Annotated in this window: 19 protein-coding genes, 1 tRNA gene and 1 other RNA gene; 8 read left to right on the forward strand and 13 right to left on the reverse strand. The window is 62.3% G+C overall.

All coding sequences use genetic code 11. The annotated features are described in order from the left end of the window. Positions 1-5 precede the first annotated feature (5 nt). From rodA to DVU_RS03735, 5 genes are read right to left on the reverse strand one after another with little or no spacing between them, the layout of a single operon-like run. Complete coding sequence (gene rodA / locus DVU_RS03715; RefSeq protein ID WP_010938086.1) at positions 6-1,121, reverse strand: rod shape-determining protein RodA; 1,116 nt, start codon at positions 1,119-1,121, stop codon at positions 6-8. Further along, the gene (gene mrdA / locus DVU_RS03720) at positions 1,118-2,905 is read right to left on the reverse strand and encodes a penicillin-binding protein 2 (RefSeq protein WP_010938087.1); all 1,788 of its coding nucleotides are present in this window, start codon (positions 2,903-2,905) and stop codon (positions 1,118-1,120) included. Before mrdA ends, rodA begins: the two co-directional genes overlap by 4 nt. Then, entirely contained in the window at positions 2,889-3,359 is a 471-nt protein-coding gene (locus DVU_RS03725) for a hypothetical protein (protein ID WP_010938088.1), read from the reverse strand. The genes mrdA and DVU_RS03725 overlap by 17 nt, the downstream gene beginning before the upstream one ends. Positions 3,360-3,365: 6 nt before the next feature. Next, positions 3,366-4,280: a rod shape-determining protein MreC gene (gene mreC, locus DVU_RS03730; protein ID WP_010938089.1), complete on the reverse strand. Its 915-nt coding sequence runs from the start codon at positions 4,278-4,280 to the stop codon at positions 3,366-3,368. 1 nt (position 4,281) lies between these two features. Then, complete coding sequence (locus tag DVU_RS03735) at positions 4,282-5,322, reverse strand: rod shape-determining protein (RefSeq protein WP_010938090.1); 1,041 nt, start codon at positions 5,320-5,322, stop codon at positions 4,282-4,284. Positions 5,323-5,396: 74 nt separating this feature from the next. Here DVU_RS03735 and DVU_RS03740 point away from each other — a divergent pair, with 74 nt between their 5' ends. From DVU_RS03740 to DVU_RS03750, 3 genes are all read left to right on the forward strand, one after another. After that, on the forward strand, positions 5,397-6,452 hold the full coding sequence (locus DVU_RS03740) for a TIGR01212 family radical SAM protein (protein WP_010938091.1): 1,056 nt from the start codon (positions 5,397-5,399) through the stop codon (positions 6,450-6,452). 74 nt (positions 6,453-6,526) lie between these two features. Beyond that, positions 6,527-7,012, forward strand: a complete 486-nt coding sequence (locus tag DVU_RS03745; RefSeq protein WP_010938092.1) for a methylated-DNA--[protein]-cysteine S-methyltransferase — start codon at positions 6,527-6,529, stop codon at positions 7,010-7,012. Next, a complete protein-coding gene (locus DVU_RS03750; RefSeq protein WP_010938093.1) occupies positions 7,006-7,338 on the forward strand; it encodes a hypothetical protein in 333 nt (110 codons plus the stop codon). Before DVU_RS03745 ends, DVU_RS03750 begins: the two co-directional genes overlap by 7 nt. A gap of 152 nt (positions 7,339-7,490) precedes the next feature. On the opposite strand, the gene ffs is transcribed toward DVU_RS03750, so the two are convergent. The 7 genes from ffs to DVU_RS03785 all read right to left on the reverse strand — a co-directional run bounded on the left by ffs (position 7,491) and on the right by DVU_RS03785 (position 14,415). Continuing rightward, an RNA gene (ffs, locus tag DVU_RS03755) (signal recognition particle sRNA small type) lies at positions 7,491-7,584 on the reverse strand. A gap of 27 nt (positions 7,585-7,611) precedes the next feature. Next, a tRNA-Ser gene (locus DVU_RS03760) sits at positions 7,612-7,703 on the reverse strand. A gap of 247 nt (positions 7,704-7,950) precedes the next feature. Further along, a complete protein-coding gene (locus DVU_RS03765; RefSeq protein WP_010938095.1) occupies positions 7,951-8,715 on the reverse strand; it encodes an enoyl-ACP reductase FabI in 765 nt (254 codons plus the stop codon). A 113-nt stretch (positions 8,716-8,828) separates the two neighbouring features. Beyond that, the gene (locus DVU_RS03770) at positions 8,829-9,725 is read right to left on the reverse strand and encodes a phosphoribosylaminoimidazolesuccinocarboxamide synthase (RefSeq protein ID WP_010938096.1); all 897 of its coding nucleotides are present in this window, start codon (positions 9,723-9,725) and stop codon (positions 8,829-8,831) included. 16 nt (positions 9,726-9,741) lie between these two features. Next, the gene (gene hisD, locus DVU_RS03775; protein WP_010938097.1) at positions 9,742-11,052 is read right to left on the reverse strand and encodes a histidinol dehydrogenase; all 1,311 of its coding nucleotides are present in this window, start codon (positions 11,050-11,052) and stop codon (positions 9,742-9,744) included. Between the two features lie 129 nt (positions 11,053-11,181). After that, positions 11,182-12,612: an outer membrane homotrimeric porin gene (locus DVU_RS03780; RefSeq protein WP_010938098.1), complete on the reverse strand. Its 1,431-nt coding sequence runs from the start codon at positions 12,610-12,612 to the stop codon at positions 11,182-11,184. Positions 12,613-13,014: 402 nt separating this feature from the next. Beyond that, positions 13,015-14,415 (reverse strand): outer membrane homotrimeric porin, encoded by a 1,401-nt coding sequence (locus DVU_RS03785; protein ID WP_010938100.1) that lies wholly within the window; start codon positions 14,413-14,415, stop codon positions 13,015-13,017. A gap of 464 nt (positions 14,416-14,879) precedes the next feature. Here DVU_RS03785 and uvrC point away from each other — a divergent pair, with 464 nt between their 5' ends. The 5 genes from uvrC (at position 14,880) to DVU_RS03810 (ending at position 20,761) form a co-directional block, all read left to right on the forward strand. After that, positions 14,880-16,946, forward strand: a complete 2,067-nt coding sequence (gene uvrC / locus DVU_RS03790; protein ID WP_014524276.1) for an excinuclease ABC subunit UvrC — start codon at positions 14,880-14,882, stop codon at positions 16,944-16,946. Positions 16,947-17,167: 221 nt separating this feature from the next. After that, positions 17,168-18,433: a sensor histidine kinase gene (locus DVU_RS03795; RefSeq protein ID WP_010938104.1), complete on the forward strand. Its 1,266-nt coding sequence runs from the start codon at positions 17,168-17,170 to the stop codon at positions 18,431-18,433. Next, on the forward strand, positions 18,418-19,890 hold the full coding sequence (locus DVU_RS03800) for a sigma-54-dependent transcriptional regulator (protein WP_010938105.1): 1,473 nt from the start codon (positions 18,418-18,420) through the stop codon (positions 19,888-19,890). Before DVU_RS03795 ends, DVU_RS03800 begins: the two co-directional genes overlap by 16 nt. Positions 19,891-20,057: 167 nt before the next feature. Further along, positions 20,058-20,354 (forward strand): phage regulatory CII family protein, encoded by a 297-nt coding sequence (locus DVU_RS03805; RefSeq protein WP_010938106.1) that lies wholly within the window; start codon positions 20,058-20,060, stop codon positions 20,352-20,354. Between the two features lie 2 nt (positions 20,355-20,356). Then, positions 20,357-20,761, forward strand: coding sequence for a response regulator (locus tag DVU_RS03810; RefSeq protein WP_011792700.1), 405 nt, complete (start codon positions 20,357-20,359; stop codon positions 20,759-20,761). A gap of 269 nt (positions 20,762-21,030) precedes the next feature. Here DVU_RS03810 and mnmA read toward each other — a convergent pair whose 3' ends face one another. Beyond that, a complete protein-coding gene (gene mnmA, locus DVU_RS03815; protein ID WP_010938108.1) occupies positions 21,031-22,071 on the reverse strand; it encodes a tRNA 2-thiouridine(34) synthase MnmA in 1,041 nt (346 codons plus the stop codon). Positions 22,072-22,083: the final 12 nt, after the last annotated feature.

Below are 22,083 nucleotides of genomic sequence, written 5' to 3' on the forward strand. Positions count from 1 at the left end.
AACGGCTAGTTGGTCTTGAAGACGAAGCGTCGCATGGAGACGTTGAGAACGAGTCCGATGAGGGAGAAATTGACCAGTGTGGCACTGCCCCCATAACTGATGAAGGGTAGCGGGATGCCCACGACCGGCATGATGCCGACGACCATTCCCGTGTTGATGAGAATCTGCCAGAAGAAGTAGAAGAATACACCTGCTGCCAGCGTGCTGCCGAACCTGTCCTTGGCGTCGCGCGCGGTGTTGAAGATGCTCAGCAGGAAAAGGCTGAACAGGGCAAGCAGGGCGACGCAGCCGACAAATCCCCACTCCTCCCCGAAGACGGCGACGGCGAAGTCGGTATGCTTTTCCGGCAGGAAGCGCAGCTGGCTCTGTGTGCCCCCCAGAAAGCCTTTCCCCCATAACTCACCGGAACCGATGGCAATCTGTGACTGGATGATGTGGTATCCCGCGCCAAGGGGGTCGTTCTGCGGATCGAGGAACGTGAGAATACGCTGCTTCTGGTAGTCGTGCAGGCAGAACCAGCCTAGCGGGAGAAGGGGAGGGACCACGGCAAGGCAGACCTTGAGCACGCGCCACTGGATGCCGTGGTAGAGGATCATGCCGCCGAGAAGCAGCAGGAGATTCAGGGTCGTGCCGAGGTCGGGCTGGATGACGATGAAGGCGGCAGGCACCAGTCCCACGCCCAGCACCTTGAAGAGCTCGGTCCAGTTGAGGGAGTTCTTGTCGCCCGAAAGGAGACGCGCTCCGAGGATGAGGATGCTGATTTTCGCGATTTCGCTTGGTTGCAGGTTGAACAGGCCGAATGACAACCAGCGCCGCGCCCCGTAGATGACCTTGCCGAAGGGCGGAACACATGCCAGCAGGAGGACCGTCAGGATGAAGATGGGCCATGCAAGGCTTTTGAGATGCCTGTAATCGAAAAGCATGAAGGTGATCATGCCGCCTAGGCCGATGAGTCCCCACACCAGCTGCTTCTGGTAGAACGACGAGACTTCGATGCCGTCTTCGATGCGGACGCCGCTGGCAGAGTACAGGTTGGCCGCCCCGACGCAGAACAGGATGAAAGTGAAGGCCAGAAGCCCCCAGTTCATATGCGTGATGAGCCGTCTGTCGATGGGTGTCATGGTCTGTACTCCCCGAAAAGCTTGTCGTACACACGCTTCACGACAGGTCCGGCAGCCGAGCCGCCATGCCCTCCATGTTCGAGCATGCATACCACCACGTAGCGCTTGCCATCCTTCTCGCCCCAAGAGGCCATCCATGCGTGGTCGCGGTGCTCGTAGGCCATCTGTTCGACCTTGAGCCGCTCCTCACCGACAATCCTGACGACCTGCGCCGTGCCCGTCTTGCCGCCGAGTACCGCATCGGGGCGTCGAAGCACCTTGGCGGTTCCTGCGTCCGTGGCGACAGTCAGGCGCATGGCTTCCATGACAAGTTTGCGACCTTGCGTGGTCATGGGGGTCGTGCCCTTGACGATCGTCGGCTCGTCGAGAAGCAGGCTCGGTTTCAGCAGTTTGCCGCCGTTCATCAGGGATGAGACGAAAACCGCCACCTGAACCGGAGTGACCAGCGTGAACCCCTGTCCTATCGAGACGTTCAGGGTTTCCCCACGGTGCCAGGGTTCACCGAACCGTCTGCGCTTCCACGACTTGGAGGGGACTAGCCCCGATTTCTCATGTGGCAGGTCGATGCCTGTGGGAGCCCCGAATCCGCAGGCCTTGGCGAACTGTTCGAGCTTGTCGATGCCGAGTCGCTCGGCCATCTGGTAGTAGTAGACGTCGCATGATTCGATGAGCGAACGCATCATGTCCACCGACCCGTGCCCGCCCTTTTTCCAGCACCGGAATGTCTGGCGGCCCAGTTGCACGGCCCCGTTGCAGTAGACGGTCTCGGAGGGGGAGATGCCTTCGTTGAGGATCATTCCTGTCATCATCAGCTTCCAGACCGACCCCGGAGGGTAGACACTCTGTATGATCCGGTTCTGCAACGGGTGGCGCGGGTTGTCGCGGAGGGCTACCCAGTCCTTCTGGCTGAGGCCTGCGGCGAAGGCGTTGTTGTCGAACGAGGGGGACGTGACGAGCGCCAGCAGCTTTCCGGAGTCGGGGTCCATGACCACCAGCCCCCCGGCCTGGCCTTCGAAGGCGTCCCAGGCTGCCTGTTGTATTCCAGCGTCAAGGCTCAGCTCGATGTTCTCGCCGCTCTCAGGTTGCTCGACGAGCTTGCGGTTGAGGTTGCGCCCGAGGACGTCGACCTCGATCTGGTATTGCCCCTTGTGACCGCGCAGGCGTTGTTCGAGTACGAGCTCAAGACCCTGTTTGCCGACGAAGTCGCCGAGACTGAGCCCTTTGTCGTTCTCAAGCTCCTGTTCGTTCGCTTCTGCCACGTACCCGAGGATGTGCGCGAAGAGAGGTCCTTGCGGGTAGTTGCGTTTCGAGCGGGTGATGATCTCCAGCCCCGGCCAGTGGATGATCTCCGATTCGATACGGGCAAGCAGGTCGAAGGGCATGTCGGAGATGAGCAATAGCGGTTCGAAGGGCTTCACGCGCTGTCTGTCCTGATTGAACTTGGCGGTGAGCTTCTCGACCGGGGTGGCTGTCCATTGCGACACCTGCGCGAGTGTCGCCGGAATGTCGCGGCAGTCCTCACGGATGAGTGCAAGCCCGAAAGCGGGCCTGTTCTCGGCAAGCAGCGCACCTTGCCGGTCACGGATAAGCCCGCGTGAGGCGTAGATGCGTTCCTGTCTGAGGCGGTTGTCCTGCGCTAGACGGGCGTACTCCTCCCCACGGTGAATCTGCAGGTACCAGAAGCGCACCACGAACAGGAAGAAGAGAAACCCCACAAGGCCCTGCAACAGAAGCAGGCCGGAACGGGGCGGCTGGAAACCTTCCGGGTCAAAGTGGATGTGCATCGGGGACGAACCTTCGGCGCAGTTCGAGGGCTGCGCGCCATGTGGGGGGAATGAAGAGCGCCTGAAGGATGCTTTCGTCCATGAGCTGCCGCAACGGGAGTTCCAGGTTCTGCAACGATGCCATCATGTCGCTGATGAGGTAGTGCACCAGTCCCAGACAGGCGCTGAGCAGAAAGACGAATACGAAGTTCTCGACTTCGAAGAGCCAGCGCCCCATGTAGAAGAGGGCGATGGTCGCCCCGTACCAGAGCAGGGTCGACCCGAACGCCAGCGTTCCCATGCCCTCCTGAAGGAGGATGATGGTGGGCAGAAGCCATAGCAGACGGGTGAGTCGTCCTTCCTGTAGTGCGATGATGAGCCCGATGACAAGCGCATCGATACCCGGCAGTAGCAACTGCATCCAGATGCCCACCACGAGAAAGGTCATCCACCATAACGCGTCGCGTGGCGACATGGCGGCCTACCGGGGTTTGCGCGCCTGTGTGGCGGGCGCGGGCTGCGTTTGGGGCTGTGCCGTGCCGTTGGAGGCGTGCACGGGAGCCTGCTGCAGGGCGTATCGTGCAGGAGGCCGCTGCATGAGCAGGACCTCTTCAAGGGATTCGAAGTCGACGAGGGGGGCTGCGAGAACCCCCTGGAACATGGAGAGGTCGGGAGGCGTGACGGTGATGACCCGGGCTACAGGCAGACCCTTGGGAAAGGCCCCGTCGAGTCCCGAGGTCACGAGGATTTCGCCTTCATCAAGTTTGGCGTTGACGGCGACATAGCGCACCTCGAGCGGATTGCCTGGGCCACCGCCCACGAGCACTCCCTGCGTGCGGTTGTCGTGGCTGATGACGGAGACGCGGCTGCCGGAATCCACAAGAAGGAGCACAGAGGCTGTATGTGGCCCGGAACGCAACACGCGTCCGACAACACCGAGATGCGTGGCGACGGGAGTACCGGGGGCCGCTCCCGTGAAGTAGCCGTGGTCGATGGTGATGGTGTCGAGAACCCCTTGCGGCCCCAGACGCGAGGCCAGTACCCGGGCTCCCACGGCCTGCCAGTCGTCGGGGGGGGCGAGGGTCAGCAGTTGGCGCAGGCGTGAAAGTTCCGCCCGGTCTTCGGCGTATTGCGCCAGTTGTCTGCTGGTGACTTCCAGTTGCGCCTTGAGACGGTCGTGGTCTTCACGCACTCCGACGAGGTTGATGTAATGATCCCAGAAGGTGACGACACGGTCGTGCGCCCAGAGGGCAGGACGCAGCACGGCACCCACGACCTCGAGGCCGGTGTTGTCGGCCAGGCGGTCGAGGGTGCCCGTGCGCTGGTTCCACGAATAGAGGCCGAGGTACAGAAAAAGGATCGGTACCAGCAGCAGGATGACGCGCTTGGGAGTCACGTTAATCTATGCAGACCTCTTTGAGGATGTGCAGATTGTCGAGTGCCTTGCCGGTGCCGACGACAACCGTGGAAAGCGGGTCGTCCACTACGGTGATGGGCAGCGACGTCTCTTCACGAAGCAGCTGGTCGAGCCCCTTGAGGAGCGCGCCACCGCCGGTGAGCACGATGCCCCGGTCGACGATGTCGGCTGCGAGTTCGGGCGGCGTCTGTTCGAGGGCGATGCGAACCGCCTGCACGATGCTGTCCACCTGTTCGGAGATGGCCTTGCGGACCTCCTCCGACGTGATGATGATGTTCTGCGGAATGCCGGTGACGAGGTCGCGGCCCTTCACCTCAAGCTGGTGCTCGGGGTCGAGAGGGTAGGCGGAAGCGATCTTGATCTTGATCTCCTCTGCCGTGGATTCGCCGATGAGCATGTTGTACTTGCGCTTCACGTGGGTCATGATGGCTTCATCCATCTTGTCGCCGCCCACGCGCACGGAGCGCGAGTACACGATACCGGAAAGTGATATCACTGCCACTTCGGTGGTGCCGCCGCCGATGTCGACCACCATGTTGGAGGTAGGCTCCTGAATGGGCAGGTTGGCACCGATGGCTGCCGCCATGGGCTCCTCGATGAGGTACACCTCACGGGCTCCCGCGCTCTGGGCCGATTCCTTGACGGCGCGCTTCTCGACCTGCGTGATGCCGGTGGGAACGCATATCATGATGCGCGGCCGGACGAGCCTGCGCGAGTTGTGCACCTTGGAGATGAAATGGCGGAGCATGGCCTCGGTAATCTCGAAGTCGGCGATGACGCCGTCCTTCATGGGGCGTATGGCCTGAATGTTACCGGGGGTGCGGCCGAGCATGCGTTTAGCGTCCTGACCGACGGCGAGGACGACATTGTTGCCGCGCGAGTCCTTCTTCACGGCCACGACCGAGGGCTCACGCAGGACGATGCCTTGTCCCTTGACGTAGACACAGGTATTGGCTGTGCCGAGGTCGATTGCAAGGTCGTTGGAGAACATGCCGAGTACGAAATCCAGAATCTTGGCCATATGCGGTCACTTGCCTCTCTGGGGGGGAATGCGTATGAGGTTCGAGAACAGGGTGTTCTTCTAAAAAAAGCACCATGTCAATCGAAAATAAAATGAACAGATATAATACGTTGTCAGCGTATTTCAGGCGGCGCTTCGGCGTCAGGGTGCAAAAGGTTCCGCTCGACGCGGGAGCATCGTGCCCCAACCGGGACGGCACACTCTCGCGTGGCGGATGTGTGTTCTGCAATCCTGCCGGATCCGGGTCCGGCATGGGTGGGGCCGGTCTGTCGCTTGAGGAACAGTGGGCGCTCTGGCGTGCCAGATATGCCCGTTCGCGCAACGCAGCCCTGTACATAGCCTATTTGCAGTCGTTTTCCAATACATACGGTTCCGCCGAACGACTTCGCGAAATGCTGCTGCAACTCCGAAGGCTTGAGGGCATTTCTGGCATCTCTGTGGGCACGCGTCCCGATTGTCTGGATGGCCCGAAGCTCGACCTGCTCGCCGACGCCGGGTTCGACGAGACATGGCTCGAACTTGGGGTGCAGTCAGCCCATGACGATACATTGCGACGCATCAACAGGGGGCATGACGCCGCCTGTTCTGCCGCTGCCATCCATGGGGCCGCTGCCCGTGGGCTGCGCGTGTGCGCCCATGTCATCTTCGGGCTTCCCGGCGAATGTGCCGAGGCCATGCTGGACACTGTCCGCTGGCTCAACGGTCTGCCTGTCCTCGGGGTCAAGTTCCATGCACTGTATGTATGCAGAGGTACGACACTGGCTGCGCAGTGGCGTGGGGGACTGTACGACCCCATGTCGCAGTCGGCCTATGTAGACCTGATGGTGGAGGCACTGGCGCTACTGCGTTCGGACATCGTCGTGCATCGTGTGGTGGGCGAACCTTCGGGCGATGAGCTTCTGGCCCCGGAGTGGGCTGCGGACAAGCGCGCCACGATGGCCCTCGTGCAGCAGGCCCTTGCCACCCAGGGACTGTGGCAAGGGTGCAGGACGGATGCCCCCGTGCGTCCTCTGTGGTATGATAACCCTGCCGAGTTGACGGGGCGGGCCGACGCCGATGCGGCAGCCTACGCGGCCCTGTGTGAGCGGCAGCCTCTCTATCGTCCTGCCTCGAACACCTCGGCCCCCTGACGGAAGTGCCCGGTCGCGTGGACGTTGCCTGTCTTCAAAGCCACGAACGAATCGGCTTGTACAAGGAGTCATGTATGGTGGATGTGCTGGTGGCCGCACCCTTGCGGCTTGAGCTTCACTGGGAGCAAGGCGTTCTCGCTGAAACGGTTCTCGGTTGGGCGGGCGAGGGTGAGAAACCCGTGTTGCTGACCGAAGAGGCGCGTTCGGTGCAGGCTTGTCTCGTGCGCTATGTGGCTGGCGAGGATGTGGAATGGCCTTCACTGCCTCTGGCGTGGGACCGTGTCACACCATTCCGGCGCAGGGTGTTGCAGGCGCTCGTGGCGGATGTCCCTGCTGGCGCGGTGACGACCTACGGCGACCTTGCGGCACGTGCGGGCAGTCCCGATGCCGCCCGGGCCGTGGGCGGGGCCATGGCCAACAACCCGTGGCCGCTGCTCATACCCTGCCACAGGGTGCTCGGGGGAGGCGGTCGGCTTGGCGGGTTCTCCGGCGCGGGATTGCCCATGAAGCGGTGGCTGCTGGACCATGAAGGCTGCGCCGACAAGGGGGCACGGTGCTGAACCGGGCTTCGCTCGAAGGCGATGTGGAGGCGCGCCTGCGTCGCCTTCCTATCGGGCATTGCCTTGACCTGCGTACATTCAAGCGCAACCGGTCGGTCTGCTTCCATCGTACTGGCGCTGACGCCTATGGCGTGGTCGAGAAGGGATTCCATGAAGAGTCGTGGGAGGGCCTTTCGCTGGATGAGGCCTTGCGGCTGCTACGAACCCTGCTGCGGCGCGAATTCCCCAGAAGTACGAAGGTGCGCTGCTATACGTTGTCCTCTCCTGATGCCGCCGACGTCAATCGCATGGGGCACGGTGCGGGCAGGTTCGGGATTGCGCGATAGGGAGGCGGGCGCAGAGTGGCCCTGGGGAGTGACCGCCGCCGTGCACTGAACGACTCTCCATCCAGACAGAGAGGCCGACGCTCCCGATAGCGTCGGCCTCTCTGACTTGGAGGATGCGTAATACGCAATGAAGGCACAAGATCGCTCTTGTGCCTTCAGGGAGCCGGACACCCGGCAACAACTGTTACCGTTGCTTCCTTTCGGACCTGGCGGGGTTGGCAGCGTTACCGCCGCCCGGCTCCCGCGCGCTGCATTCCTGCGGCGGGGATAATCTGGCGGAGAGGGAGAGATTCGAACTCTCGGTACCGGGTTAGGGTACACACGATTTCCAATCGTGCTCCTTCGGCCATCTCGGACACCTCTCCGTGCGAGACGCAGTACCTAGCAAATGCCCGGACCCTTTGCAAGTGGAAAAAACAAGGGCAGTGGTCGAAACCACTGCCCATCGCCTCTTTTCGTGCGGTCAGGCGTCCTTTCCCGGCTTTTCCCGCTCACGGCGGGGACGTACGGGGCCTCAGCAGCCGCCGTGTCCGCCGGTCATGAAACGGCGACTCACCCACAGCCACACGGCGAGAATGCCCACAAGAACCAGTATGTCCTGGGTGGTCACGGCTAGATGCCCATGACGTTGTAACCGCAGTCCACGAAGTGGATTTCACCCGTCACGGCGGCGGAAAGGTCGGATGCGAGGTACACCGCGCTGCCGCCCACATCGTCGATGGTGACGTTGCGGCGAAGCGGGGCGTGTTCTTCGATGTGGTTGAGGATGTTCTTGAAGCCGGAAATGCCCGAGGCTGCCAGCGTCTTGATGGGGCCGGCGCTGATGCCGTTGATGCGAATGCCCTTTTCGCCGAGGTCGACAGCGAGGTAGCGCACCGATGCTTCAAGTGCTGCCTTGGCGACACCCATGACATTGTAGTTGGTGATGACCTTCTGTGAACCGTAGTAGGTCATGGTGATGACAGAGGCGCCGGGGGCGAGGAGTCCTTCGAACGCCTTGCAGACCGACACCAGCGAATAGGCTGAAACGTCCAGTGCGAGGCGGAAGCCGTCGCGAGAGGTGTCGATGAATCGACCGTGAAGGTCGTCGCGATGGGCGAAGGCCACAGAATGGACGATGCAGTCCACCGTGCCCCACTTCTCGCGCACGAGGTCGGCGGCACCCGCCACTTGTGCGTCGTCGGTCACATCACAGGGAAAGGTGAAGTCGCCCCCGAGTTCTTCACAGATGGGGTCGACGCGCTTCTGGATGGCTTCGCCGACATAGCTGAAGGCGAGGCGGGCACCTTCGCGGCGGAAGGCCGACGAAATGCCGTAGGCGATGCTCTTGTTGTTGGCGACCCCGAAGACGAGTGCTTTCTTTCCTTCAAGCAGCATGTATTACTCCGTTGCGTTGGGCACACGACATGGCGCGGCAAGGTGTCGCGCTGCATGTGCGGCCGTGCGGGGTGGTGTGCGGAAGGGGCGCACGGCCCCTTCCATGCTGCACCCTACAGCGAAAGTGTACGACCGGTCAAAATCTCGTAGGCTTCGAGATACTTCTTTCGGGTCTCGGCGATGACATCGGCAGGCAGGGCAGGGGGAGGCGGGGTCTTGTCCCACGGCTGGGCCGACAGCCAGTCGCGCAGGTACTGCTTGTCGAAGCTCGGCTGTCCCTTGCCGGGGGCGTAGCCCGCTGCGGGCCAGAACCGCGACGAGTCGGGGGTGAGCACTTCGTCGATGAGGATGAGTTCGCCATCCACAAGGCCGAATTCGAACTTGGTGTCGGCGATGATGATGCCGCGGCCTTCGGCGTATTCACGCCCCTGCGTGAAGATGTCCAGCGCGAGACGCTCGACCTTGTCCAGAAGGTCCTTGCCGAGCATGGTCTCGGCCTGCGCGAGGGTGATGTTCTCGTCGTGCTCGCCGAGTTCAGCCTTGGTGGAGGGGGTGAAGAGCGCCTTCTCCAGCTTGGCGGATTCGAGCAGTCCCGCAGGCAGGCTGTACCCGCACACCTTACCGCTGCTCTTGTAGTCCTTCCAGCCCGACCCGGTGATATGCCCGCGCACGATGCACTCAATGGGCAGGGGCTTTGCCTTGCGCACGAGCACTGCGCGGCCTTCGAGCATGTCACGGTACGCTTGCAGCGGGGCCGGGAACCGGTCGACGTCGCGTTCGACGAGGTGGTTCTTCACGAGACCCGCGAAACGATCCATCCAGAACAGGGTAATCTGATTGAGGATGACGCCCTTGTAAGGGATGGGCTCGTTCATGATGACGTCGAAGGCCGACATGCGGTCGGTGGTGACGATGAGCAATGTCGATTCGTCGATGTCGTAGATGTCGCGGACCTTGCCCCGCGAGCGAAGGGGGTATTCCTTGATGTCCGTGCTGGTGACGACCTGCATGAAAGGCTCCTTACTCTTACTGTTGGCTGTTGCGGGATGCTGCCGAACGGGCGTGGGCCTCAAGTCCTTCAAGGCGCGCAAGGCGCGCCACCGCGTCGGCGTTACGCTCGGCGAACGCACGTGACGCGGCGATGATGCTGGTGCGCTTGCAGAACGTCTGCACCGAAAGCGCTGAAGAGAAGCGGGCCGTGCCCATGGTGGGCAGAACGTGATTGGGGCCGGCGAAGTAGTCGCCGAGTGGCTCGGGAGAATAGGGGCCAAGAAAGAGTGCCCCGGCGTGCCGCAGGCTCCCCGCAAGTTCCCAGGGCTGAGCGGTGAGCACCTCAAGATGCTCCGGGGCCACGCGGTTGGCGATGGCCACGGCGACATCCATGTCTGGAACGACGACCACGGCACCCCAGTCGGCAAGGGCCTTGCGGGCGATGTCGGCGCGCGGAAGCGTGGCAAGCTGGCGTTCGAGTTCCGCAGTGACGGCTTCGGCGAGTGCTGGTTCCGTGGTGACAAGTATGGACGAGGCCAGCGGGTCGTGCTCGGCTTGCGAGAGCATGTCGGCGGCGACCCAGTCGGGGCGCGCCGTCGCATCGGCGAGGATGAGAATCTCGCTGGGGCCTGCTATCATGTCGATGGCAACGCGGCCTTGTACCATGCGCTTGGCAGTGGTGACGAAGATGTTGCCCGGTCCGGCGATGACATCCACGGGCGCGATGGTCTGTGTGCCGAAGGCAAAGGCCGCCACGGCCCATGCACTCCCCGCCCGGATGATGTCGGTGATGCCCAGAATGTGGGCGGCGGCGAGCAGGTGCGGATTGAGAGTGCCGTCGGGACGCGGGGGCGAGGCTACGGTGATGCTCGTGACGCCTGCCACCTGAGCGGGGATGGCGTTCATCAGCAGACTTGACAGCAGGGGCGTGTCGCCTCCTTTGCCGCCGGGCACATAAAGACCGGCACGGTCGACCGGGGTTACCTTCTGCCCGAGAATGGTGCCGTCATCATGGGTGACGAACCACGACCGTTCCTTCTGCGCTTCATGGAAGCTGCGGATGTTATCCGCTGCCTGCCTGATGATGGCGATGTCGTCGGCAGGGACGGAAGCCACGGCCTGCGCCACCTCTTCTGAGGTGACGTGCAGTAAGGCGGGGGTGAAATCGGGACAGTCGAAGCGGCGGGTATACTCGGCGAGGGCTTCGTCACCCTTGCTGCGGACGGCGGCGAGAATGTCGCGCACGACGGGTTCGACGGCGTCATCGGGGTCGTATCGTCCGGCGAGCATGTCGCCGAGAAGAGGCCATTGCGCCTCTGACTGGAGAGTGAGGATGCGGCAGGGCATGGGGCCTCCGGGATGAGGTTCTGGCGTGGCCCTTCATATATAAGGCTTGGCGAAAAGTCGAGGCTGCGCCGAAAACGAAGCCGGGGGCCTTGCGGCCCCCCGGCGTGTGTACGTCAGGCGAAGCGGGGCTTAGAATTCGTAGATGAAGTAGAAGGCCAGCTTCTTGGCGTCGGAGGTGTCGGAGTTGGCGTTGCCCCAAGTTTCTTCGTCGAGATCCAGCTTGATGTAGCCCATTTCGGCCACGAGGGAGAGGTTCTCGTAGATCTTGTAGGTGGTGTCGAAGTTCACTTCCCAAGCGCTGTCTTCGTTGGTCAGGAAGACGGCACCCTGTGCAGGGGTGACCTCGTCGACGAGACCGGCGTTCTTCTTGAGCAGGTCGGCGTCGTTGGTACCCTTCATGTAGGCTACGCGGAAGACGTGCGACAGGTTCTCGATGAAGGAGATGTCGGCGAGTTCAAGGCCGAGAGCCCAGCTGCCAGCGCCGTTCAGGCCGAAGTTGGTGTCGTCGTAGTAGACGGAACCGGGGAAGCCGAAGCTGGTCGGGGCCCAGGACTGGGGCGACACGGAAGGCATACGCTCGGAACCGTTGTTGATGTCGTCGTCTTCACCGGAGCCGTACCAGGCGAAGAGACCGGGGGTGACCATGCCAAGCTTGTAGGCAGCCTTGGCGGAAAGCAGCCAGCCGCTACGCTCGGAAGCGTCAACGTCGGCTTCCTTGGCACCGTAAGAGAAGTCGGCCTTCAGCGAGAAGGGATCGAACTTGCTCATTTCGAAGGCCACGCCGCCCCACCATGCGTCGAACGAGTTGGTTTCGGAGTCCTGGTTGCCGAGACCGGAAAGCTGAGAGACGGACAGCATCCCGCTCGTGTAGGCGCCCCACGAAGAACCGTTGTACTTGGTGCTGTCAGAACCGTTGACGTCCTTGCCAGCGGAAGCGTAGGCGGCGTAGGGGGTGACCTTGAAGCCGTCGAGGGTCACGGGCACGGCGAGGCCGAAGATGTCGACTTCGTCAAACGCATTCTTGCCACCATCGGCGTCGGACTTGTCACCGGCGGTGTCGTAGGGGCGAGCCCAGAACGCGGTGGCGGAGACCATGTCGTTGAAGGCGTAGGAAAGGGTCAGGGCAGCCACGTCGTCGTCGAGGATGGGGCTGGAACCGAAGGTGGCGCCGGGCAGGGCGAGGCCCTGGATACCCATGCGGACCTTCAGGTCGGTCTGCGGCACGGTCCAGTCGATGTACGAACGACGGACCTTGACGACCTTGCCGTCGGCACCGAGAGCGCCGTCGTTGGTACCCCAGTCCTGGTGGCCGATTTCGAAGTACACCACGCCCGAAAGATTTTCATTGGCGACAACGTCGATCTGGGTGCGGAAACGCTGGTGGGCGTTGAAGGTGTCACCACCGGAACCGCCCTTGTCCTTGTCGTAGTAGTCGAGGCTGTCGGTGAAGCCGAAGCCGAGGGCCCAGTAGCCCTTGGCCTTGATGTCGGCGGCGTGTGCGCCACCGAAGGCGCCGAAGACGAGACCGGCGGCCAGCAGCAGAGTAACGATGCGTTTCATGTTCGATCCTTCCTTCAGATGCGGTTGCAAATAAAACCTGACGTCACATGACGTTTTGGTTACATGAACTGCAACTGGTTGGCAAGGCATGGAAAGCCATGTGGTGCAATTTTTAATACCGGTATGTCTCTCGTTACTGCACTGGTTGTGTGCATAGTTCGCGTCTGTTGACGTTTTTGTGATTGGCGCTGATTCGTAGGAGTTCGGCATGTGCCTTCAGAACGTCAGGCCGTGCTCACAACGCGCTTGTGGTGTTGGCCGTCGCGACTGTTTCAGTAATCGGGAGGTCAGAAGGATGAGAGCATCGGTGTGGCATGAGTGTGCGTCTTCGTGTCTTGATGTTGCGCATGAAAAAGGGGAGGCCTTGCGGCCTCCCCTCGCATGTCGCGGATGCGGCGATGCTTAGAAGCTGTACTTCAGGTTGAAGCCGAGCTTCATAGCGTCGTCGTATTCGGCGTTGCCCCAGGTGTCTTCGTCGACGTCGAGCTTGATGTAGCCCATTTCGACGATGAGGGCGAGGTTCTCGTAGATGTTGTAGGTGTGGTCGAAGTTCACTTCCCACGCGCTGTCTTCGTCGGTCAGGTACAGGCCGTTGCCGTCCTGCTTCAGGTCGGCATGACCGTTCTTGGCCATTTCGGCGTCGTTGGTGCCCTTGATGTAGGCGACGCGCAGGGTGTGCTTCAGGTTTTCGATGAAGCTGATGTCAGCAAGCTGCAGACCAACACCCCAGGTGCCAGCGCCGCTCACGGTCAGCAGCGAGTCGGTGGCGATGGGGGCGCCGACCTTGTCCATACCGAAGGAGGTGGGACCGAAGTCGGGCGAGATGTAGGGCATGCGCTCGGAACCATTGTTGGCGTCGTCGTCGTCGCCAGAGGCGTACCAGGCGAAGAGACCGGGGGTCATCATGCTCATCTTGTAGTCAAGGGAGCCGATGACGAGCCAGCCGGAGCGTTCCCATTCTTCGCTGTCAGCCTGCACGGAACCGTAGATGCCGTCCATCTTGAAGCGGATGGGGTCGAACATGGACAGTTCGTACGACAGGCCACCCCACCATGCGGTGGTGTCCTTGTCGAAGGTGGTGGTAGCGCCAGCGGGGAGGTTGGCAGGACGAAGACCAGCGGCAGCCTGCTTCCAGGAAGCGCTGTTGTACTTCGTGGCGTCGGAACCGTTGAGGTTCTTGCCGATGGAGGAGTAGGCACCCCAGGGGGTGATCTTCATGCCGTCGAGGGTGACGGGCACGATGAGGCCGAACACGTCCATTTCGTCGAAGCTGGTGGAACCGGCGTCGTCGGTGGCGCTGGCGTCGTAGGGGCGAGCCCAGAACGCGGTGGCGGCGACCATGTCGTTGAAGGCGTAGGACATGGTGATGGCGGCCACGTCGTCGTCCATCACGGGCGAACCGGCCACGCCGCCGGGCAGGGCCAGACCCTGGATACCCATACGGACCTTCAGGTCGGTGTTGGGCACGATCCAGTCGATGTACGAACGCTTGACTTCAACGGACTTGCCGTCAGCACCAAGAGCGCCGTCGTCCTTGCCCCAGATGGTGTCGCCCATTTCGAAGTACACGGTGCCGGAGAGGGATTCGCTGGCAACGATGTCGATCTGGGTGCGCAGGCGCTGCTTGCCGGCGAAGGTGTCACCACCCTTGCCGCCGTGTTCCTTGGACTGGAAGTCGGTGTTGTTCAGGAACTCGAAGTTGAAGTCCCACTGGCCCTTGGCTTTGATGTCGGCAGCCTGAGCGCCGCCGAAGGCGCCGAACACGAGGCCGGCAGCCAGAAGCAGAGTAACGATGCGCTTCATTGTTTTTTCCTTCCTTCAGTTTGCGTTTGCAGGTTTTGCATTCCTGACGCTGGGCTTCTTGCGAAGTCCGGGTATAGCAATAGCGCAGAGATGTGGGTATGACAAGGCTTGAAAACCTTTTTTCGGGTCATTCGTCCAATTTTTTTTACGGTACAATCTTCTTGCCTGCGATGTCTGCATGTGTTTGGCGCTACGTCCGACAACGCCTCACAGCCGTCACGTGTCGGACTGTATCAGTTTGCAAATATGTCATGGCAAGTGCGGGGGCATGAAAAAGTCATCATTTTGACGCAAGCATGGCCTTGCCGCTTCCGGCCTGCCCGGTTCATCTGCCGGTTGCGGTTGGGTGACGAAGCTTGCCCGGTTGGCGCAGGGCCTTATATACACGGCAGCGTTGCGACGCAGCGTCGGTCTCGCCTGCTATGCCAACCGCCGTAGAACCTCTCACCCCCTCGCCAGCACCTATGGAACGCCCAGACCTTTCGACCATTCCTCTCACACCCGGCGTCTACCTATATAAGGATGAGTCGGGGCGCATCATCTACGTGGGCAAGGCGCGTTGCCTGCGGCGCAGGGTCGCGTCCTACTTCCGCGACGTTTCGGCGCTCACGCCCAAGACCGTCGCCATGCTGCGCCATGCCGTGACCATCGACACCCTTTCCACCACCACCGAGAAGGAAGCACTGCTTCTCGAGGCGAGTCTCATCAAGAAGCACCGCCCGCGCTACAACATCGTCCTGCGCGACGACAAGCAGTACGTCCTGTTCCGCATCGGGGCGAAGCATCCGTATCCGCGTCTTGAAATCGTCCGCAAGGCCCGCCGCGACGACGGACGCTACTTCGGGCCGTTCACGTCTGCCAGTGCCGCCCGCGAGACGTGGAAGACCATCCACCGTGCTTTTCCGTTGCGCCGTTGCTCCGACAGGGCCTTCGGCAACAGGGTGCGGGCCTGTCTCTATCATCATATGGGGCAGTGCCTCGGGCCCTGCGTTAATGAAGTCCCGTCCGAAACCTACGCCGCCCTGCTGGAACAGGTCTCGCTTCTGCTCTCTGGCCGGTCGGGCGAACTTGTGGACGCCTTGCGTACAGAGATGGAGGCGGCATCGCAGGGCTTGGATTTCGAACGCGCAGCGGTGTTGCGTGACCGGATACGTGCGCTGGAACGTACCGTGGAGCGACAGGCGGCTGTGTTGCCCGGCGGTGGCGACCTTGATGTGGTCGGCGTGGTGGAGGTCGAGAACGGACTCGCTCTCGGGGTGCTGTTCGTCAGACAGGGGGTGTTGCTCGACGGACGGTCCTTCTTCTGGCCGGGATTGGGTTTTGCCGAGGCTCCGGAGTTGTTGTGGAGTTTTCTTGGGCAGTTCTACGGCCCGCAGGCAACCATTCCGCCACGTATCGTGGTGCCATGGCTGCCGGATGAGGATGGCGAGACTGGTGATGCCTTGGATGGCTCAAGTGATGCTGTCGTTCCTGTAGCCGCTGCCACCACTATCGACGCCAGCCTTGCCGATGTCCGCACGGGCACCGAGGTGACCAGCCTCATCAATGCATCCCATGCTGCCCCGAACGTAGGTGAATCCACGCAAGGAGACACGCTGGCAGGCGCGACGGGGAAAGGGGCGACGCATCTTATGCTCGAAACGGCGCTGGCTGCCTTGCGGGGGGGCATCGTGCGCATCGCGTTGCCGCGCAACCCCGCCGAGAACAGACTTGTCGACATGGCCATGTCCAACGCCCGTGAAGAGGCCCGCCGCAAGGCCGACACGCCCCTTCAAGACCTCTTGGCCCGGGCGCTGCATCTTGCGGGGCCCCCGCATCGCATCGAGGCTGTGGACGTGTCACACACGGGCGGGCGTAACACCCGTGTGGGCATGGTGGTCTTCGAGGACGGCAAGCCATTTCCTGAAGCCTACCGCACCTATGCCTTCGAGGACGGCGACGGCGACGACTACGGTACGCTGGCGGCGTGGGCCGGACGCCGCGTCGAGTCGGGCCCTCCATGGCCAGACCTGCTGCTGGTCGATGGAGGACGGGGGCAACTTGCCGCGGTGGTGCGTGCTTTTGAAGAATGCGGCATGGGGGCGGCCTTCGCCGTGGCTTCCATCGCCAAGGCCCGCACGGAAGAAGGGCGTGCCGACCGTCGGGCGGGGAACGTCTCTGACCGCATCTTCCTGCCGGGAAGGGCCAATCCGTTGCCGTTGCGTGCTGGCGCACCCGAATTGCTGTTCCTGCAACATGTCCGGGACACGGTGCACGACTATTCCATCGGCAAGCACAGACGTGCGCGTGCAGGGGCCGCCCTTACCGGAGAGTTGCAACGTGTCGAGGGCATAGGCCCCGCAACGGCCCGGGCACTATGGGAACGGTTCGATTCGTTGCAGGCCATGGCTGATGCCGGAGTTGAGGGGCTGGCCGCCGTTCCCGGAGTCGGTCGTGCCCGTGCCGCGGCCCTTCATGCCCATCTCGTGACGTTCTTTGGCTCTTCGAAGCAAGGTGGGCACGCGCGGACGGCTCTGCAGCGCAAGGGCTGATCCTGTCTGTGCGCGCAACGGTGGCATCAGTCCGGTCATCCTTTCGAGGCCTCCGTTCGAAACATTCGGCTGAAGCCTCCAGCTGTCGTGTTCGTCGGCGGTCTTCTGGCGTGTCCTGCGTCGACCTTCTTCAGCTTCGTGCGCCTAGCCATTCGCCTTTTCGGTTGCAAGGTGCGTCATGTTTCGCGCATGATGCTGGCATGACAACGGAAGGGGGCGATATGCATCACCTCCGGCCTTGCGCCGCGATGTATGACCTTGCTGGAGAAGCACTCTCCATCAAGGTCGATGACACGTTGCATCGCCTGCTGCACCTTCCCGCCACTCCGGGTACGTCGGTGCCGTGGGGGTCCATCATACCCGAATGGCCACTTGCCTTGGGTGACCTTGCCCGTGGCTGCGATGCCGCCCGCCCTGTCTGCTGCTGGCAACTGGAGTCGCCTGACGGGGAACCCGTGTGTGCTGTCATGAGCCTTGGGCCCGCCATCGGGCTTGATGACGGGCCGGACGTTGCGCCGGATGTTGCGCCGGATGCGGTGCAGCACGACGGGGATGAACGCATCCCCGGTAACGGCAATGCCCGACAGGCCCCAGACAGTGCCGGACAAGGTCGCCGCAACCTGATGGTACAGCTTGTGCGTACGCCGGAACAGCTTCCGCGCCGTAGCGTTCAGGCTGCCCTGTTGCGCGGGCTTTCACACGACTTCGGCAACGCACTCGCCTCCATCATGGGGTTTGCCGAGATAGCCCGTACCCGCCCTGTGGATGACCCCCTTCTGGCCCGTAGTCTGGACAATGTCCTGAAGGGATGCGCACAGGCCCTGTCGCTCATGGACAGGGCACGGGCCATGGCAGGGAGGCAATCCCCCTCGTTTCAGGTATGCGACCTCGAAGCCCTTGTGGAAACATGGTGCGGTGAATTGATGTCCGGTAACGACGCTGTCGGGCAGGCCCTCGTCTGGCATGCGCGTACCAATGGGGGCTGCGGACTGTCGTCGGGCACTGTTCAAGAGGGTTCGGATGCGACGGTCGCCCCCTCCATGCGACCTACCCCCATGGTCGTTCGTTGCGACCCGTCATTGCTGCAACGTGCCTTCGTCGCGATTGTCGACAATGCCCGCGACGCTGCCGAAACTGGCGAAACGGCTGGTGGCGTACATGTGCGATTGTTCACCGATGGTGCCACGGCGCGACGTCATGCAGGGTGGTGCGGTATTGCCGTGTCGGACGGCGGGGCGGGACTCTCGCCTGAGGACTTCTTCCGTTTCGGTGACCCGTATCGCCATGCAGGTGGCGCACGCGAAGGACGCGGAAACGGTGTCGCCCTTGCGCGTGGCATCATGCGAGCCCTTGGCGGTGCCCTGGAGGTCGCCACCTTTCCCGGCAGGGGGACGGTGGTCTACCTTCTGCTGCCACCCGCAGAGGGAGGCGACTGGCTGTTGCCAGGGACGGGTCCCGTTGGGGAGGTTGCATGGCCAGAGTGCTGATTGTCGATGACGACCCCCTCTTCTGCGAGATGTTCTGCGATGCCATGCAGCTTCACGGACACGAGGCCGGAAGTGCATGCACACTGCATGAGGGGCGTGAACGCATCGCGGTTGCGAAGCCCGAGGTGGTCTTTCTGGATGTGCGTCTCCCCGACGGTAACGGGCTTGACCTTGTGACGGACATCGTCGCGTTGGCCGACGGGCCGGAGGTCGTGGTCATCACCGCCGCCGGGGACCCCGCAGCCGCAGAACAGGCCATCACCAGCGGTGCGTGGGATTACATCCAGAAACCAGCCTCCATCGAAACCATGCGCGTGGCCCTCGACAGGGCCTTGTGCCATCGCAGGCGTCGCACTGCCGCCCATGGCGGGGTTCCCGACATGTCGGGTATCGTGGGCGAGAGTCCGCGTCTCAAACACTGCCTCGCCATGCTCGGGGAAGCTGCCGCATCGGAGGCGACCGTACTGCTGACCGGTGAGACGGGTACGGGCAAGGAACTCTTTGCGCGGGCCATCCATCGCAACAGCCCGCGCGCGTCGGGCCCCTTCGTGGCTGTCGATTGCGCTGCCCTCTCTCCGGCACTGGTCGAAAGCGAATTGTTCGGGCATCACCGCGGCGCGTTCACCGGGGCCGTCACCTCCAGAATGGGGCTTGTCCGGCAGGCCGACGGCGGAACACTCTTCCTCGACGAAGTGGGCGAGTTGCCGCTTGAGCAGCAACGGGCGTTTCTGCGGGTGTTGCAGGAACGCAGATTCCGGCCTGTGGGTGGTTCGGAGGAGGTGACCAGCGATTTTCGGCTTGTGGCTGCGACGAACCGCAACCTGTGGGATATGGCCGGACGTGGGGCGTTCCGGCAGGATCTTCTGTACAGGTTGCAAGGCTTCATGGTCTCGTTGCCTCCCCTTCGAGAGCGCGCAGGCGACGTGCGGTTGCTCGTCATCCACCATGCCCGCCGTATCTGTGAACGGCTAGGCCTTGCCGTGAAGAGTTTTTCGCCCGAGATGCTGGCATTGCTGGATGGGCATATGTGGCCCGGAAACGTGCGAGAACTCGTCAACGTGGTGGAGATGCTCGTGCTTTCGGCTCGACATGATTCCGTGATCAGCCCGGAGCACCTTCCGGCCCCTTTCAGGGTGTTGCTCGCGCGGGCCAGGGTTACACGGGCTGATGACGCCCCGTCGGCGTTCGAGGATTCCGGTGACCGGGATGTCGCGCCATTCGGTGGGGCGCTGTCCGGGGGCAAGCCGAGAGACGATGGCGGCAACGGCACAGCGGTCGGAGCATGGAAGGAGCATCGGCAGCGTGAACTGGACAGGGTCGAGCGGGAGTACCTTGTCGAACTGTTACGGGCCAGTGGAGGCTCGGTCACCGTGGCGGGCAGTATTGCCGGGGTTTCGCGGCAACGTCTCTATGCCATGCTGCGCAAGCATGGCATGGTACGGCAGTGGCGGGCTTGATGTTGAAAAAGGTTATTCTGTAAACTTTTTATTTACAAAATGACATCTCGTGTTGACAGTGGCGTCGATTCTAATCGCTCTAATCCCTTGTCCCGCGTGATACATGAAGATGGTATGATATTTGATAAGTGTCGGTATCTGGAATCAGCATATGGAGGGGAGTTACCATGCTGTCTGAACTGACGCGTATCGTCCATAACATCGTGCTCGACAATCCTGTCCCGGCAAAGGCGCTGGCAAAGGAGATAGGCAAGCCCTATTCCACCCTGCTGCGCGAAATCAACCCGTATGACACGGGGGCCAAACTGGGAGTGGAGACCTTGTTGCAGATAATGAAGTGCACAGGCAACATCCGCCCTCTCGAATACATGGCAGAGCAGATGGGATGCAGGCTTGAGCGTGACGCGAAACCCATGCGTGCTTCGCGGATGCGTGAGAACGTGTTCGCAGAAATGCGGGATTGAGCGTGCCCACGCCGCGCCGTGTCCTTGTCGTCGAAGATGACATGGTGACCCAGTGCCTTCTGTCCGGTCTTCTCGACAGTTGGGGCTATGAGGTGCACACCGCCAGCAACGGTCGCGAAGGCATGGCCGTGTTGCGTTGCGTGGGGGCCGATGTGGTCATCACCGACATCATCATGCCCGAACAGGATGGCTTCGCGACCATCGCCCTTCTGCGCCGCGACTTTCCGGATGTGAAGGTCATCGCCATTTCGGGGGGGGCGGCTGCACTGGACATGGAATCGGCCATTCGCACGGCCCATGTCATCGGTGCGGACTTCGTCCTGCCCAAACCCTTGAACACAGTCAGCCTTGAAAAGGCCCTCGCCGCCTTCGATGACATGGCTGCACCGGCACACGGCATAGCCTGAGACCGCCAGATGTTCCGGGGGGGACATCGCCCACGGCGGGCGGGCTGGATAGAATGCCCCGCGATGGGGCATTCTGCATGGTGGCCATAGAGGGATGTGCAGCCTGAAATAGTGGGCAGTGCATTCTGTTCCCATCATCGAACGTCTGCCACATTCCGGCGGACCGCCCTTATGTCTTCAAATCTCGACCGATGGCGCGCATCGTGCGAGCATTGCGCGGCCGTCTGCCATGCACTTTGCCGAGGCAGTGCGGCATGGGGCCGTGCCCTTCAGGGCAGCGGGCCGAGAATGACGCCTCCACCCAGCACATGGTGCTCCATGTCGTAGACCGCCAGTACCTGACCGCGCGCGGCAGGCGGCTGAGGTTCACGGAAGCGGGCGTACAGTCTGCCGTCGCGCAGGGTCACCCGCGCGGATAGGGGCTGCTGCCGATAGCGGATACGCACGGCGACCTCGGCAGGCCAGTCTTCGTAAGGTACGAGCAGGTTGACCTCTTCGGCGACGCAGCCTGGTGAGGCCAGTGCTTCGCGCCCTCCCACCAGCAGCATGTTGTTCTCCATGTCCTTGCCAACGACATACAGCGGTTCGTGCCATGCGATGCCAAGCCCCTTTCGCTGGCCTTCGGTGTACTGCCAGAGTCCGGCGTGGCTGCCTATCTTGCGGCCGCGTGTCGTGACGATGGGGCCGGGACCGGGAAGCCGGACACGTCGGTCCTTGAGAAAGGCGCGGTAGTCATCGTCGGGGACGAAGCATATCTCCTGACTCTCGGAAGGCAGTGGCGGCACGATGCTGCGTCTGGCAAGCTCACCCCGCACCGCCTCCTTGCGCCAGTTGCCGAGGGGGAAGACGGCCTTTTCAAGGCGGGCATGCGGTACGAGTGAGAGAAAATAGCTCTGGTCCTTCGCCGGGTCGACACCGCGTTGCAGCACTGTGCCCCATCGGGGATGCCTGAGCAGGCGGGCGTAGTGGCCGGTGGCTAGGTGCACGGCACCGACGTGTGCGGCGGCATCGGCAAGAAGGCCGAACTTCATGGTGGCGTTGCACCGTGCGCAGGGATTGGGAGTGCGTCCCACCATGTAGTCTTCCATGAAGGGGCGCACGACATGTTCCTCGAACGCCTCCGTGAGGTCGACGACATGAAGGTCGACCCCGAGCCGGTCGCACATGGCCCGGATATCGGGCACGGGGTCGTGCCCCGTCGGGGGGATGAAGCGGGCATGAAGACCGCACACCTGCTGGCCCTGTTCCTTGAGGAGGACGAGGGCGAACAGGCTGTCGGTGCCTCCGCTCATGGCGACGGCGATGGTCATGTGGCTCCTGTC

Origin of the sequence: Nitratidesulfovibrio vulgaris str. Hildenborough (assembly GCF_000195755.1) — a bacterium.
In the GTDB taxonomy this organism is placed as follows: Bacteria; Desulfobacterota; Desulfovibrionia; order Desulfovibrionales; family Desulfovibrionaceae; genus Nitratidesulfovibrio; species Nitratidesulfovibrio vulgaris.

Excerpts from the sequence above, each read along its gene's own strand:
- rodA (WP_010938086.1), bottom strand. The coding sequence starts at position 1,121 with ATGACACCCATCGACAGACGGCTCATCACGCATATGAACTGGGGGCTT.
- mrdA (WP_010938087.1), bottom strand. The coding sequence starts at position 2,905 with ATGCACATCCACTTTGACCCGGAAGGTTTCCAGCCGCCCCGTTCCGGC.
- DVU_RS03725 (WP_010938088.1), bottom strand. The coding sequence starts at position 3,359 with ATGTCGCCACGCGACGCGTTATGGTGGATGACCTTTCTCGTGGTGGGC.
- DVU_RS03735 (WP_010938090.1), bottom strand. The coding sequence starts at position 5,322 with ATGGCCAAGATTCTGGATTTCGTACTCGGCATGTTCTCCAACGACCTT.
- DVU_RS03740 (WP_010938091.1), top strand. The coding sequence starts at position 5,397 with ATGTCAATCGAAAATAAAATGAACAGATATAATACGTTGTCAGCGTAT.
- DVU_RS03745 (WP_010938092.1), top strand. The coding sequence starts at position 6,527 with ATGGTGGATGTGCTGGTGGCCGCACCCTTGCGGCTTGAGCTTCACTGG.
- DVU_RS03765 (WP_010938095.1), bottom strand. The coding sequence starts at position 8,715 with ATGCTGCTTGAAGGAAAGAAAGCACTCGTCTTCGGGGTCGCCAACAAC.
- DVU_RS03770 (WP_010938096.1), bottom strand. The coding sequence starts at position 9,725 with ATGCAGGTCGTCACCAGCACGGACATCAAGGAATACCCCCTTCGCTCG.
- hisD (WP_010938097.1), bottom strand. The coding sequence starts at position 11,052 with ATGCCCTGCCGCATCCTCACTCTCCAGTCAGAGGCGCAATGGCCTCTT.
- DVU_RS03780 (WP_010938098.1), bottom strand. The coding sequence starts at position 12,612 with ATGAAACGCATCGTTACTCTGCTGCTGGCCGCCGGTCTCGTCTTCGGC.
- DVU_RS03785 (WP_010938100.1), bottom strand. The coding sequence starts at position 14,415 with ATGAAGCGCATCGTTACTCTGCTTCTGGCTGCCGGCCTCGTGTTCGGC.
- uvrC (WP_014524276.1), top strand. The coding sequence starts at position 14,880 with ATGGAACGCCCAGACCTTTCGACCATTCCTCTCACACCCGGCGTCTAC.
- DVU_RS03795 (WP_010938104.1), top strand. The coding sequence starts at position 17,168 with ATGCATCACCTCCGGCCTTGCGCCGCGATGTATGACCTTGCTGGAGAA.
- DVU_RS03800 (WP_010938105.1), top strand. The coding sequence starts at position 18,418 with ATGGCCAGAGTGCTGATTGTCGATGACGACCCCCTCTTCTGCGAGATG.
- DVU_RS03805 (WP_010938106.1), top strand. The coding sequence starts at position 20,058 with ATGCTGTCTGAACTGACGCGTATCGTCCATAACATCGTGCTCGACAAT.
- mnmA (WP_010938108.1), bottom strand. The coding sequence starts at position 22,071 with ATGACCATCGCCGTCGCCATGAGCGGAGGCACCGACAGCCTGTTCGCC.